10 protein-coding genes are annotated in these 14,631 nt (G+C 67.5%); 7 read left to right on the top strand and 3 right to left on the bottom strand.

Translation table 11 applies throughout. The features are described from left to right. Nucleotides 1-247 precede the first annotated feature (247 nt). Nucleotides 248-1,471, bottom strand: a complete 1,224-nt coding sequence (locus AB0F51_RS33840; protein ID WP_360286556.1) for a glycoside hydrolase family 18 protein — start codon at nucleotides 1,469-1,471, stop codon at nucleotides 248-250. 191 nt (nucleotides 1,472-1,662) lie between these two features. Between AB0F51_RS33840 and AB0F51_RS33835 the strand changes: the two genes are divergently transcribed. From AB0F51_RS33835 to AB0F51_RS33810, 6 genes are all read left to right on the top strand, one after another. Continuing rightward, a complete protein-coding gene (locus AB0F51_RS33835; RefSeq protein ID WP_360286553.1) occupies nucleotides 1,663-2,928 on the top strand; it encodes an OmpA family protein in 1,266 nt (421 codons plus the stop codon). 133 nt (nucleotides 2,929-3,061) lie between these two features. Beyond that, complete coding sequence (locus tag AB0F51_RS33830; RefSeq protein WP_360286550.1) at nucleotides 3,062-3,727, top strand: hypothetical protein; 666 nt, start codon at nucleotides 3,062-3,064, stop codon at nucleotides 3,725-3,727. A gap of 449 nt (nucleotides 3,728-4,176) precedes the next feature. Then, nucleotides 4,177-5,880, top strand: coding sequence for a maltose alpha-D-glucosyltransferase (gene treS, locus AB0F51_RS33825; RefSeq protein ID WP_360287019.1), 1,704 nt, complete (start codon nucleotides 4,177-4,179; stop codon nucleotides 5,878-5,880). Continuing rightward, nucleotides 5,877-7,289, top strand: a complete 1,413-nt coding sequence (locus AB0F51_RS33820) for an aminoglycoside phosphotransferase (protein WP_360286547.1) — start codon at nucleotides 5,877-5,879, stop codon at nucleotides 7,287-7,289. The genes treS and AB0F51_RS33820 overlap by 4 nt, the downstream gene beginning before the upstream one ends. A gap of 124 nt (nucleotides 7,290-7,413) precedes the next feature. Continuing rightward, a complete protein-coding gene (glgB, locus tag AB0F51_RS33815) occupies nucleotides 7,414-9,699 on the top strand; it encodes a 1,4-alpha-glucan branching protein GlgB (protein WP_360286544.1) in 2,286 nt (761 codons plus the stop codon). A gap of 183 nt (nucleotides 9,700-9,882) precedes the next feature. Then, nucleotides 9,883-10,935, top strand: a complete 1,053-nt coding sequence (locus AB0F51_RS33810) for a GNAT family N-acetyltransferase (protein ID WP_360286541.1) — start codon at nucleotides 9,883-9,885, stop codon at nucleotides 10,933-10,935. On the opposite strand, the gene AB0F51_RS33805 is transcribed toward AB0F51_RS33810, so the two are convergent. Then, entirely contained in the window at nucleotides 10,904-11,737 is an 834-nt protein-coding gene (locus AB0F51_RS33805) for an aminoglycoside phosphotransferase family protein (RefSeq protein ID WP_360286538.1), read from the bottom strand. The two genes, AB0F51_RS33810 and AB0F51_RS33805, sit on opposite strands and share 32 nt — an antisense overlap. A gap of 158 nt (nucleotides 11,738-11,895) precedes the next feature. Here AB0F51_RS33805 and AB0F51_RS33800 point away from each other — a divergent pair, with 158 nt between their 5' ends. Next, nucleotides 11,896-12,279, top strand: a complete 384-nt coding sequence (locus AB0F51_RS33800) for a nuclear transport factor 2 family protein (protein ID WP_360286535.1) — start codon at nucleotides 11,896-11,898, stop codon at nucleotides 12,277-12,279. Nucleotides 12,280-12,583: 304 nt separating this feature from the next. Here AB0F51_RS33800 and AB0F51_RS33795 read toward each other — a convergent pair whose 3' ends face one another. Beyond that, nucleotides 12,584-14,146, bottom strand: a complete 1,563-nt coding sequence (locus AB0F51_RS33795) for a sigma-70 family RNA polymerase sigma factor (RefSeq protein ID WP_360287017.1) — start codon at nucleotides 14,144-14,146, stop codon at nucleotides 12,584-12,586. Nucleotides 14,147-14,631: the final 485 nt, after the last annotated feature.

Here is a 14,631-nt window from a genome sequence, read left to right as displayed (position 1 = left end):
GCCGGATGGCACATATGCGACCTGTCCGAGACCGGACACGAACGGACACGAATGGTCTACAGAGCGCCACGGAATGGGCCTTCCGTGGTTGCTCTGAGTCGCAAGCGCCAGAACGGAGTACCGGGGCGAAGAACAGCGTCCGGGGCCTCCGCAGGGACGGTGCGGAGGGCCCGGACGCCGGGAATCGCCTGCCGAATCAGGCGATGGTCAGAGTCAGCCTTCACTCGAGCTCAACTGGCGCCTGAGGTCAGCCGATGGTCTTGACGGCCGTGACCAAGGCGCCGGCGGTGGTGTCGCCGGAGAGTTCCCAGAAGAACGCACCGCCGAGGCCCTGGTTGTTGGCGTAGACCATCTTGTTGCGGATCGTCGCGGGCGTGTCATATCCCCACCACTGACCGTTGCAGAATGCGTACGCCGTACCGCCGACTGTTCCGGTGGAGGGGCAACGGGTCGAGATCAGCTTGTAGTCCTCGATGCCTGCCTCGTACTTGCCGGGCGCGGCCCCGGTTGCGCGACCACCCGGCGCAGCTTGGGTGACTCCGGTCCAGCCCCGGCCGTAGAAGCCGATGCCGAGCAGGATCTTCGCAGCCGGGATGCCCTTGCTCTTGAGCTTCTGGATCGCCGCGTCGCTGTGGAAGCCGGCCTGCGGGATTCCGGCGTACGACGTCAGCGGCGAGTGCGGCGCGGTCGGGCCCTGGGCGTTGAACGCGCCGAAGTAGTCGTACGTCATCGGCATGATCCAGTCGAGCTTCTGCGCCGCCACGGCGTAGTTGGTCGCATCGATCTTGCCGCCGTTGGTGCCGTCGGCCGTGATCGCCGCGGTGACCAGCGCGGACGAACCGAACCGGGTGCGGAGCGCGCTGATGACGTTGTTGAAGGCGTTCGGGCCGGAGGCGTCGCAGCTCAGGCCGCAGGCGTTCGGGTACTCCCAGTCGATGTCGATGCCGTCGAAGACATCGGCCCAGCGCGGGTCTTCGACCAGGCTGTAGCAGGAGTTCGCGAACGCCGTCGGGTTCTTGGCCGCGTCGGTGAAGCCGCCGGACCAGGTCCAGCCGCCGAACGACCAGACCACCTTGATGTTCGGGTACTGCTTCTTCAGCTTGCGCAACTGGTTGAAGTTGCCGCGCAGCGCGCCGGTGTCCCAGGTGTCGGCGACGCCGTCGACCGAGCCGGCCGCGTCGTAGAACTTGTCGGTGGCCGCGTACGCGTCCCCCATCGCGCAGCGGCCGCCGGTGGTGTTGCCGAAGGCGTAGACGATGTTGGTCAGCTTGGCCGCCGACCCGCTGGTCTTGATGTTCTTCACGTGGTAGTTCCGGTCGTAGACACCCCACTCGGTGAAGTAGCCGACAACTCTCTTGCCGGCGGCAACCACCCGGGAGTCTGCCGGCGGGGCGGCCACCGCGGCCGGTACGACGCCGGCGGTGAGCAGCGCCAGCGCGGCGAGCAGAGTGGGCAGGGCTCGAGGCTTCATCTGTTCCTCCAAGGGGGGCGGAGAGGGACTGAGCGCACCCTACCGAGTACTGGCAGTTAAGAAAAGAAGGAAGCCAAATAAATGTGCCCATGCGATCACGTAAAGCTTTCGGGGGTGGTATACAACGCGGGCGCGGTACGGAGTAGTGTCCTCGCGCACGGTCACCTATGACCGCTCTTGACGGAGGAACAGTGCCCGGATCCTCGGACGACTCCCGGTCCGATCCCACCGCGGCAGCCGCGACGAGTTCGGGACTCGTTCGGCGGCGGCCCGGTTTTGTCTGGCTGCTCGCAGCCGTGCTCGTTCCCGTGCTGCTCACCGCGCTGGTGATCGGCCTCAAGGCGGGGCCGACCGAGGACGACTTACGCCAGCGGTCACTGGCCGCACTGGACGCCCGCGGCATCACCGGAGTACAGGTCGATTTCTCCGGGCGGGACGCGAAGCTCGTCGTACCGGCGGGTGCTGACGCGTCCGAGGCGAAGCAGGTGGTCGAGGCGGTGGATGGCGTTCGCGCCGCTCACACCAACGGCGGCACCGCGCAGGAGGCTCCGACCAGCGCACCGGCGACCAGCGCGCCCGCGACCGAGGCACCTTCGACGGAGGTGCCTTCGACGGAGGCGCCGTCGACCGAGGCGCCTTCGACCGGGCCGGCCGAGGAAACGGCCGGTACGCCGACCGGCACACCCGCGACCCCGCCTTCCGACGTCGAGGTCGCTCCGTTCGAGTTGAGCCGGACCGACCACTCGATCACCGTCCAAGCCGTCGTGCACGACCAGGCCGCGAAGGACAAGGTCGTCGCCGAGGTCCAGGCATTGCTGCCCGAAGGCACCGAGTTCGTCGACAAGCTCACCATCGACGAGCAGACCGCCCTGCCGAACCCGGCCGCGTTGTCCGCCCTGCTGCACGCGTTGTCGACGGCAACCGGTGATGCGTCGATCAAGTTCGACGGTGCCAAGGTGACGCTGAGCGGCAAGGTGGCCGACCAGGCGACCAAAGCGACCGCCGCACGCGCGGCAGCGGCCGCAGTACCGGGTGCCGTGATCGCCAACGAGCTCCAGGTGCCGGTGATTGCGAAGCCGCCGGTCAGCGAGGCGTGCCGGACGTTCGAGGCGCGGCTGAGCCGGCTGGCCGCGGAGAACAAGATCGTCTTCCTGTCCGGCACCGCCATCGTGAACGACGCCTCCAAGGTGTCGGTGGTCCGGGCCGCGGAACTGCTCAAGAGCTGCGACAGCTACGACGTCGAGGTGGCCGGTCACACCGACAACCTCGGCAATCCCGCCACCAGCCTGCCGCTGTCCCAGCGGCGCGCGGACGCCGTCAAGGCGGCACTCGTCAAGCTCGGCGTACCCGCCGGGCGGATCACCAGCCGCGGCTACGGGGAGACTCGTCCGGTGGCGCCGAACACCACGTCCGCCGGCCGGGTCGCGAACCGCCGGGTCGAGATCCGAGTCCTTTAGAGTTCCAGGGGAATTTCATGAGTTGGCTGATCGCCCAGGTCTGGTTCCTGCTGCTGGTCGCGTTCGTACTCGGCAGCGCAGCAGCCTGGCTGCTGCACCGGCTACTACCCACCGCGTCGAAGGGTGCTCGCTGATGGCTTGGCTGTTCCGCCACAACTGGCCGTGGAGCTTGTTGGCCTTCGCAGCCGGCGCCATCATCACCTGGCTCCTCCTCAACCGCCGCGACCAGTCCCCCGCGGCTGTCCCGGCCGAGCAGGAAGAACCAGCCGAAGAGAAAACCCTCGTCGCAGCCGGCGTAGCAACGGCCGGTACGACGACCGCTCCCCCATCTCGCCGCTTCGAAGAACCGATCGACCCCTTCGACCAAACAGCCGACGAACCTCCGCAGCCCAAGCCAGCTCCAAAGCCGGAACCTGAGCAAGAGCCGGAACCCGAGCGCGCGCCGGAGCCGCAGCCGGAGCCGGCCGCGGTGAATCCGGTGTTCTCCCAGCGGATGGACGCCGGCGAGCCGACCCTCTTCGACGACACCGCGCCCGCGGACGAAGTACAGGTCAAATCCGCGGCGGTTCCCGTCGGCAGATACGGCGAAGGCTCGGCCGACGCGGTCGCCCACCAGGGCCCGCCCGACGGCTTCACCATCAAAGGCAACGCGCAATCGATGCTGTTCCACACTCCGGACTCGCCGTACTACGGCCGCACCAAACCCGAAGTCTGGTTCCGCACCGAAGCCGACGCCGAACGAGCCGGCTTCACCAAGTACACCCGCAAACCCCGCAAGTCCCCCCGCCCCACCGACTGACCCCACAACGAGCACCTCGACAGCTTCCACCAGTTGAGACGCCACCCATGCGCACCACGCCTACCAACAAACGCGGCCGGTGTGGGGAGATCGCTGCAAATGTTGGGGAAAGTAACGACTGGCGGGGTGGAAAGCAACGGGGTTCAGGTCACGGTTCGTCGGCGGAATAGCGCGATGAGGCCCCCATTTGCTTGTACTGGCAAAGGGCCGTCAGACTGTGCTGAACGTCGGCCAGGACCGCCCATCCCACGGCCTCGTAGCACATCACCGGACACCCCCGGCGGCCTGGCCGTCCCTTTTGGAAAGCCCGTCACCGGGTAAGGGAAACCAGTGCACGCCGAAAAAAGTGTCCACCCGCGCGTCGCCGGATCGACCCGGCGACGCACCCCTGTTGTAGCGCTAGGTTTGGACCAAGGGGATGACACCCGATGGAGGTGAGCGTGACCGACATGCTGCCGGAGCAGCACCACGGACTGACGAAGAGTGACCCGCTGTGGTTCAAGCGGGCCGTCTTCTACGAAGTCCTCGTGCGGTCCTTCAAGGACTCGAACGCCGACGGCATCGGCGACCTGCAAGGCTTGACCGAGAAACTCGACTATCTCGAGTGGCTCGGCGTGGACTGTCTCTGGTTACCGCCGTTCTACCCCTCACCTCTGCGTGACGGCGGTTACGACATCTCCGACTACACCAACGTGATGCCCGAGGTCGGCACGATCGCCGACTTCGCCGCGTTCATGGAGGCGGCGCACGCGCGCGGCATCCGGATCATCGTCGACTTCGTGATGAACCACACCTCGGACCAGCACCCCTGGTTCCAGGAGTCCCGCAACAACCCCGACGGCCCGTACGGCGACTTCTACGTCTGGTCGGACACCGACACGGCGTACTCGGACGCCCGGATCATCTTCGTCGACACCGAGGTGTCCAACTGGACCTGGGACCCGGTCCGGGGCCAGTACTTCTGGCACCGGTTCTACTCCAACCAACCGGACCTGAACTTCGAGAACCCGGCCGTCGGCGACGCGATGATCGAGGCGCTGAAGTTCTGGCTCGATCTCGGCGTGGACGGTTTCCGGCTGGACGCGGTGCCGTACCTGTTCGAGGAAGAGGGCACCAACTGCGAGAACCTGCCCAGGACGCACGAGTTCCTGCGCCGGGTCCGCAAGGAGGTGGACGCGAACTACTCCGACCGCGTCCTGCTGTGTGAGGCCAACCAGTGGCCGGCCGACGTGGTCGAGTACTTCGGCGACCGCGAGTCCGGTGGCGACGAGTGCCAGATGGCCTTCCACTTCCCGGTGATGCCGCGGATCTTCATGGGCGTGCGGCGCGAGTCGCGGTTCCCGATCTCGGAGATCCTGGCCCAGACCCCGCAGATCCCCGACACCTGTCAGTGGGGCATCTTCCTGCGCAACCACGACGAGCTGACGCTCGAGATGGTGACCGACGAAGAGCGCGACTACATGTGGGGCGAGTACGCCCAGGACCCGCGGATGAAGGCCAACATCGGTATCCGCCGCCGGCTCGCGCCGTTGCTCGACAACGACGTGAACCGGATGGAACTGTTCACCGCGATGCTGCTGTCGCTGCCCGGTTCGCCGATCCTGTACTACGGCGACGAGATCGGCATGGGCGACAACATCTGGCTCGGTGACCGCGACGGCGTCCGTACGCCGATGCAGTGGTCCCCGGACCGCAACGCGTCGTTCTCGACCGCTACGCCCGGCAAGCTCAGCCTGCCGGTCATCATGGACCCGGTCTACGGATTCCAGGCGGTCAACGTCGAGGCGGAGATGGAGAACGCGTCGTCGCTGCTGCACTGGACCCGGCGGATGATCCAAACCCGCAAGCAGCACCCATGTTTCGGGATGGGTACTTTCACTGACCTAGGCGGTTCCAACCCGAGCGTGCTGTCGTACGTCCGTGAGTTCGGTGACGACGTGGTGCTGTGCGTCAACAACCTGTCACGGTTCCCGCAGCCGATCGAGCTGGATCTGCGGCAGTGGCAGGGCGTGGAACCGATCGAGCTGCTCGGCGGGGTGCACTTCCCGACCATCGGCGAGCTGCCCTACCTGCTCACCCTCGGTGCGCACGGTTTCTACTGGTTCCGTTTGCCGGTCAACAAGGCTGCTGATCGTGAGGAGAGCTCTTCGTGACTTCCCATCTGGACCAGGTCCAGTCCTTCTGCGCCAACCAGCGATGGTTCGGTGAGAAGGGACATGACGTCCACGTCGACGCGATGGCCACCTCGGTGTGGCTGTCGGACGAGGGCGTCTGGCCCGCGGTCCGGATCGGATTCGTGTACTGCGCCGGCCCGCCCGGCGCGGAGAACGCGATCCGGGTTTACCAGCTGCCGCTCAGCTACCACCGGGAGCCGGTCGACAACCTCGGCCATGCCCTGGTTGGTGACTGGGCGGAGCAGGACCTCGACGACACGAGGGTCTGGGTGTACGACGCGCTGCACGACAAGGAGGCGACGCCGTACTGGCTGGACGCCCTCACCCATGGGCGGCGGCTGGACGGGCTGGAGTTCCACCCGGTGCACGCGCCGGAGCGGGCCACCGTCGTACCGGAGGACGCGCAGTCGCTCGTCCTCACTGTCGAACAGAGCAACACGTCGCTGGTCTTCGGCGACACCGCGCTGCTGAAGGTGTTCCGCCGGCTCGAGCCCGGGAGCAATCCCGGGGTCGAGATCGAGTCGGCGCTCACCGAGGCGGGCTCGGAGCTGGTTCCCGAGGTGCTGGGTTCGGCGCGTGGCTCGTGGCCGCGCGCCGGCGGCGGCACCGACTCGGGTGAGCTGGCGATGATGACGGCGTTCCAGAAGAACGCGACCGACGGCTGGTCGTACGCGACCACCTCGGTCCGGGACCTGTATGCCGAGGCCGACCTGCACGCCGAAGAGGTCGGTGGCGACTTCGCCGGTGAGTCGCACCGGTTGGGTGCGGCCACCGCGCAGGTGCACGCCGAGCTCGCGAAAGCGCTCGGTACGGATGTCTGGGAGCCGTCCCAGATGGTCGAGCACGCCGACGCGATGCGACGCCGGCTGGACAAGGCGGTTGCCGCGGTGCCCGAGCTCGGTGAGTTCGCGCCAGGGTTGGCGCGGGCCTTCGACGCGCTGGCGGAGTCCGGCGTACCGGTGCCCGTGCAGCGGATCCACGGCGACTTCCATCTTGGTCAGGTGCTGCGCACGATCGAGGGCTGGAAGCTGATCGACTTCGAGGGTGAGCCGGCCAAATCGCTGGTGGAGCGGCGCGCGCTGGACACCCCGATCAAGGACATCGCCGGGATGCTCCGGTCGTTCGACTACGCGGCCCGCTCGCTGCTGTCCGAGCACCAGGGCGACCAGCAGATCGCGTACCGCGCGGCCGAATGGTCCAACCGCAACCGCCGCGCCTTCTGCGACGGCTACGCGGAGGTCGCGGGCACCGACCCGCGCGACCAGGGTGTCCTGCTGAGTGCGTTCCTGGCCGACAAGGTCATCTACGAAACCCTGTACGAGGCCCGCAACCGCCCAACCTGGCTACCCATCCCGCTAGCCGCAGCCGCCCAACTGAGCGCCTCGTAACGCGCGTCTCCTCCGGGCTCTCGGTCCTCGGCTGAGCAGCACTTGCCTGGGGTCGCTGTGTACGCCTGGACCAGACGGGTACGGGGTGCAGTAGTTCGACTTTCGATCGGGCAGGATGGGGTGTATGGACTCGAGCAAGAGCGACCAGGTGACGACGCCGATCTCCGAGGCGATGACCGAGCCGGAACCGGCGGCTGTGCCAGTGGACGACGCGGTACCAGGAAGCCTGCTGGACAAGGCGGTTCCGGTCGATCGAGGAGTGCTCGAGCGGATCGTCGCCGGCACGTACCACGATCCGCACCAGGTACTCGGGCCGCATCTCGGCGACGGGATGGTGACGCTGCGAGTCCTGCGTCCGTTCGCCAGCACGGTGACCGCGCACTTCGAGAACTCCAGTGTCGAGCTGCAGCACGAGTTCGAGGGCATCTGGGTCGGCGTACTCGATGTCGACAAGGTGCCCGACTATCGGCTCGAGGTGACCTACACCGACGGCCCGCCGCTGGAGCTCGACGACCCGTACCGCTACCTGCCGTCGCTCGGCGAGGTGGACTTGCACCTGATCGGTGAAGGCCGGCACGAGCAGCTGTGGACCGTGCTCGGTGCCCACGTCCGCCGTTACGACGGACCGAACGGCACAGTCACCGGTACTTCGTTCGCCGTCTGGGCGCCCAACGCGCAAGGCATCCGGCTGACCGCCGACTTCAACTTCTGGGACGGCCGCGCGCACCCGATGCGCACGATGGGTTCGTCCGGTGTCTGGGAACTGTTCGTGCCGGGCGTCGGCCCAGGTACGCGGTACAAGTTCGACATCTGTGGCCGCGACGGCGTCTGGCGGCAGAAGGCCGACCCGATGGCGAACCTGGCCGAGACTCCCCCGGCGAACGCGTCGGTCGTGCACGAGTCGACGTACGAGTGGAAGGACGCGGAGTGGCTCGACCACCGCGCCGCTTCGCAGGCCCACGCCGAGCCGATGAGCGTGTACGAGGTGCATCTCGGCTCGTGGCGCAAGGGCAAGTCGTACCGCGATCTCGCCGACGAACTGGTCGGCTACGTCACCGAGATGGGCTTCACGCACGTCGAGCTGATGCCGGTGATGGAGCACCCGTTCGGCGGCTCCTGGGGCTACCAGGTCACCTCGTACTTCGCGCCGACCTCCCGCTTCGGTGACCCGGACGACTTCCGGTACCTGGTCGATTCGTTGCACCAGGCAAACATCGGCGTGATCGTCGACTGGGTGCCGGCACACTTCCCGAAGGACGCCTGGGCGCTGGCCCGGTTCGACGGCACCCCGCTGTACGAGCACCCGGACCCGCGGCGCGGCGAGCAGCCCGACTGGGGCACGTTGGTCTTCGACTTCGGCCGGCCGCAGGTGCGCAACTTCCTGGTCGCGAACGCGGTCTACTGGGCCGAGGAGTTCCACATCGACGGCCTGCGGGTCGACGCGGTCGCCTCGATGCTCTACCTGGACTACTCCCGCGAGGAAGGCCAGTGGGTCCCGAACCAGTACGGCGGCCGCGAGAACCTCGAGGCGGTCTCGTTCCTGCAGGAGATGAACGCGACGCTGTACCGGCGCGTGCCCGGCGTGATCACGGTCGCCGAGGAGTCGACGTCCTGGCCGGGCGTCACCCGCGCCACCCATCTGGGCGGCCTCGGGTTCGGCTTCAAGTGGAACATGGGCTGGATGAACGACTCGCTCCGCTACCTGGAGCACGAGCCGATCTACCGGCAGTACCACCACCACGAGCTGACCTTCTCGATGATGTACGCCTACTCCGAGAACTTCGTCCTGCCGCTGTCGCACGACGAGGTCGTGCACGGCAAGGGCTCGCTGCTGCGCAAGATGCCGGGCGACCGCTGGCAGCAGCTGGCCAACCTGCGCGCCTACCTCGCGATGATGTGGGCGCACCCGGGCAAGCAGCTGCTGTTCATGGGCTGCGAGTTCGGCCAGGAGTCGGAGTGGTCCGAGAAGGGCGAGCTCGACTGGTGGCTGCTGGACCACAGCGACCACCGCGGTCTGCAGCAGCTGGTCAAGGACCTGAACGGGAACTACAAGGACACCCGGGCGCTCTGGGGCAACGACCACCTGCCCGACCGGTTCTCCTGGATCGACGCGAACGACGCCGGCAACAACGTCTTCTCCTTCGTCCGGTACGGCGAGGAGGGCCAGCCGACGCTCGCCTGCGTCGCCAACTTCTCGGCGATCCCGCACCACGGCTACCGGCTCGGCCTGCCGTACTCCGGGCACTGGCGGGAGGTCGTCAACACCGACGCTCACCTCTACGGCGGCTCGGGCGTCGGCAACTTCGGCGGCTTCGAGGCGAACGGACCGGGCTGGCACGGAATGGAGACCAGCGCGGACATCTCGGTACCACCACTGGGCACGATCTGGCTCCGGTACGACGGTCAGTAATTGCGTCGGCGGGTGAGGTCGCGTCCGCCCCGACGCGACCTCACCCGCCTTCACACAGATAGACGCACAAGAGGCCGGAAAAGTTAGCATCCGGGCGAAGAATTTTTTACCGATTCCTGGAAGACCCGCGCGAGGCCGCGACCGCCGGTTGTCCGGGGGCGGTTTGCGGGTAGCGTTCGCGGGGTGACTGGCGTACCTCCTCAACCGACCCTGACCGACGGTGAGTTGACCCTGCGGCCGTGGCGGGACGACGACATCGACGTCGCGCACGGGCTGGCCGACGACGAGATGGTGCGCTGGTTCGACTTCCCCGGCCTCCCGCCCCGCTCCGGGCTGGTGGAGGCCGTCGAGAACTGGCGGCGGCAGTACGCCGACGATCGCGCGGTGGTGAACTTCGTCATCGAGCTCGCGGGCGAGTCCGGGCCGGTCGGCAACGTGGCGGTCCGCCGCACGTCTCCTGGCGTCGGGAGCATCTCTTGGACGACGTACAAGCCGTACCGCGGCCGGCGGGTCGCGCAGCGCGCAGTACGGATGCTGGTGGTCTATGCCTTCGGTGAGCTCGGGCTGGAGCGGCTGCAGGTCGAGGTGGACCCTGAGAACCGGGCGTCCGCCCGCATAGCCATCCGGTCGGGCTTCCGGCGAGAGGGACTGCTTCGGGGCGGGGCTGTGCTGCAGGGCGAGCGTCGCGACGTCGCTGTCTACGGCCTGCGGCGTGACGACCCGCGTGCGGACAGTCTGCACGGGTGGACCGCGCTGATGGATTCCGTGCTGCCGAAGAAGCGGGTCATCGCCCACATCGTGGTCCGGGACACCGGCGGCCGGGTGCTGCTCTGCCAGGTCAGCTACAAGCGAGACCTCGAACTCCCCGGCGGTGTGGTCGAGCCCGACGAGGACCCGGCGACCGGCGCCCTGCGCGAGATGCAGGAGGAGCTCGGATTCGAACTGCCGCTGGTCGGCGTACTGGCCATCGACTGGCTCCCCCGCTGGCAGGGCTGGGGCGACGCCATCGAGATCCTGTACGACGGCGGCGTCCACGACCCGTCGCTGCTGGAGTCGCTCACTCCGGACGGCCGCGAGATCCTCGGCGTCTCCTGGTACTCCGCGACCGAGCTGGCCGGACTGGTGTCACCACTCAACGCCCGTCGGCTGCCGCTCCTCCTGGCCGCGCCGAACGTTCTTCACAACCTGCGCGACGGGCAGCCGATCACAGGGCAGCCCGAAGATCCTTCCGCGTGAGGTTGCCGACGCACCAGACGTAGTGGCCGTCAGCGGCGGGGCTGTAGATGGTTGCTGTCGCAATGGCGTAGGCGGCGCGGTAGAGGTACATGCGGTCGCGGGAGTGACCTAGTTGTTCGAACCGGTCCAGGAGCTGGTCGTCGAAGTCGCACGCGGCCGGGCTGTACATGTCGTAGAAGCCCGCCGCGGTGGCGGCGTCGAAGGTGTTGTCTCCTGCGGTCGTGAAGAAGCCCCAGTCGAGCAGCGCTGCCCGTGCGCTGCTGCCTTCGGTTACCAGGACGTTGGGGGTACAGATGTCGCCGTGGACTATCTGTGGCTTGTCCAGGCTGAGCGCGGAGAGTTTGGCGAGGACGCGCTCCAGCAGCTCGTCGAAGTCGTCGACATCAGCCGACAGATACTGGTACGACGCACTGGCGCGCCGGCGAACCAGCTCCGCAAGCCCGTCGCCCCACTCGCCTTCCAATGCCGTCTGCCCGAGCAGCGGGAGAGCCTTGCTTGCCGGCCCAGCCGTCGTGGTGCCCAACGCGGTGACCATCTCAACGAAGAGGTCGAGCCCTTCCTGCTGGGTCATTGCCCCGCTTGCGAGTACTTCGCTGAGCGGCGTACCGGTCAGCCTTCGTTCGATGCTGACCGCTTGACCATCCACGCTGTCGACGACGGTGATGTCCGGAGTACGGAACGGCAGGTCTTGCTGGTTGAGCTCAGCGAGGAACGCCTGGAGTGGCAGCACATCGGCAGCCGTCCGGTCGAACCACGCCTTGCCGACGAGCCCACCGCCGAGATCGTAGACAACACCTTCCATCCCTTGCCCCAACAGAGTCACTGGCCCTGTTGCGTGCTGTTCGAAGTACGCAATGACTGTGGCCGAAGGCAAGCTCATGCGGATCAGTCAAACACGGCGTCCGCTCCCCTGGCTCCCGAATTCCGATCGCTGGGAAGGCCGGTTGCGATGATGGAAGCATGGTGACGATCGAGGAGCAGGTGATCGCGGCGGCGGAGGGCCGAGCAGCTGCGTTGGCCGCCAATGATGCGGAGTCCTTGCGGGGTTTGTTGCATCCGGCGTTCCGCTGGACCTCGCACACCGGCGCCGGCTTCAACCGGGATTCGTATGTGTCTGCCAACACCAGTGGATCGCTGCGGTGGAACGCACAGCACCTGACAGAGGTCGAGGTGGTGGTCGCGGGCGACACCGCCGTACTTCGCTGCGTGGTGACCGATGAGGTGGATAACGGTCAGGGTGCGGAGGAGTTCCGCATGCCCATGACTCAGACCTGGATCCGCGAGAACAACCGCTGGCAATGCCTAGCCGGCCATGCGGGACCACGACTGACAACTGGTGGGTGACCGCCTGACCCGATGCGCATGCTGCCGGTCCAGCGGCCGCATCCCTTTGGCGGCTGCGGCTGCGTCGGTCGCATCCCTTGGCGGCTGCGGCTGCGTGGGCCGGCCGGCCTCGCTGGGCACCCAGACCACACTCTGATTCCTCCTCGAGCGGTCCCGCTGGACGAGCTGATCAGCGGCACCGCGGTCGGCGCCGCACCGAGCTGACCCGATCACCCAACGGTTCTTGCGCAAGGCGCTGGCCGATGGCGACAAAGTGACGCAACCGGTGGCCGTACTTCGCCGCGTGGGATGCGGTTGGGGTGAATCAGAGGAGGGCGGATCGGCGGCGTTGGAGGGAGCGGCGTTCGGTGTCGTTGGCGGTGAGGGTGATCGCTTCGTCGTACGCCTTGATTGCTTCTTCGGGGCGGTTGAGGCGGGTGAGGACGTCGGCTCGGGTGGCGGGGAGGTAGGCGTAGGTCTTGAGGGCCGGTTCCTTGCTGAGGGCATCTAGTTCGTCGAGAACCGCCGCGAGGTCGGCGCCCGGGACGAAGCTGTGTGCGGCCGCACGGTTGAGGGCGACGATCGGCGACGGCCAACTGAGCAGCATCGCGTCGTACATCCGCACCACTTGCTGCCAGTCGGTCTTCTCCCACGACGGCGCAGTGACATGCAGCCCAGCAATAGCCGCCTGAAGCACAAACCGCCCACCACCCGGTGTCGCCGGTGAACGAACAGCCGTGTGGTCGAGAGGCTCGACCCCGCCGCTGCCCGGCGTCGCCGGTGATCGCGGAACACCCGTGCGGTGGAGAGGCTCGACCCCGCCGCTGCCGGGCGTTGTCGGTGACGGCGGAACGGTGGTGGGGTGGGGAGGCTCGACGCGGAGGCTGCCTGGGGGTGTCGGGGACGGCGGAACGGCGGTGGGGTGGAGGGGCTCGACGCGGGCGGTGGCTGGGGGTGTCGGGGATGGCGGAACGGGGGTGGGGTGGAGAGGCTCGGTGGGGGCGCTGGCTGGTGGTGTCGGGGATGGGGGGACGGGGGTGGGGTGGAGGGGTTTGGCGGGGGTGGCGGTTAGGGCTGTGGAGCGTTGGAGGGCGGCGGTGGCGCGGGAGACGCCTTCGGCTAGTAGCTTTGCGTTCCAGCGGGTTCGATCCTGGTCTGCGAGGAGAACGAGTTCGCCGTCTTCGCTGAGTCTGGCGTCACCGCGTGCCTGTGTCATTTGCAGCAGGGCGAGCAGCGCTTCTGGCTCTGGCTCCTCCGGCATCAGACGGACCAGGAGGTGCGCCAGCTCCAATGCGCGGCCGGTGAGGTCGGTGCGGGTCAGCTCCGGGCCGGCCGCAACGTGGCCGGCTGTGTAGACGAGTTGCACGACGGTCAGTACGACGTCCAGCCGCTCGGCGAGCTCGTGGTCAGCGGGGATCCGGTAGGGGATGCTGGCGGCCGCGATCTTCTTCTTCGCTCGAGTGATCCGGGCCGCCGCCGTCGCCTCGCTGATCAGCAACCCGGCCGCGACCTCTCGTGTGGTGAGGCCGCAGATGAGCCGCAACGTGAGGGCGATCTGCGATTCCCTGGCGAGCGCCGGGTGACAGCAGGTGAACACGAGCCGCAACGGATCGGTCGGCTGCTCGCGATCATTCGGCGGCACGGCTTCCTCGACCAGCAACGGCAACTTCCGCCGAAGCGTCGTCTCCCGCCGCAACCGATCCAGCGCCAACCGCCGCGCAACCGTCGTCAACCACCCCGCCGGATTCGACGGCACCCCCTCGGGCCACGTCCGCAACGCTTGCACGAACGCGTCCTGCGTACAGTCCTCCGCCAAATCCAAATCCCGCGTCAACCGCACAGTCGAAGCCAGCACAGTCGACCAACAAGCCCGATGCGCCTCCTCCACCACCCCCGCAACCTCATCCCCAGAAACCGTCACCACCGCTCACCCCCTTCCCTCTCCAACCACACTCCCCCACCACCTTCCCACTCCCCACCCCCAACCACCCGCAGGCGGAGGCAGAAGCCCAGCGCAGTACAAGTCGCAGCCCAGGCACGGTGGAGCGCGGGCCCGGGCGCGGGTGCGGGTGCAGCGCGGGTGCGGTGGTGCGCGGATGTGGAGCGGAGCGCGGGTGCAGGACGAGTGTGCATCTCAGGTGGGGTGGAATGCGGGGTGCAACGGGTGGGCGGGCTTAGGTGCAAGGGGAGGTGGTGGGGGTGGGTGGTTGGGGCGCCACAGTGTGCGGAGGGTTGGGCGCGCCCTGGATGGAGGCTGGACGCGCCGCCGTGGGTGGGGGCGGGCGCGCCGAGGGGTTAGTTCGTAGCCGGTTTCCAGGCTGTAGGTGAGGCCTAGGTTTTTGAGTTTGCGGACGTCGAGCTTGAAGTTCGCCG

The sequence above is a fragment of the Kribbella sp. NPDC023855 genome, from assembly GCF_040639475.1.
Lineage (GTDB): Bacteria > Actinomycetota > Actinomycetes > Propionibacteriales > Kribbellaceae > Kribbella.
The sequence above is the reverse complement of the archived record's forward strand: the minus strand, read 5'-3'. Positions and strand labels throughout refer to the sequence as shown.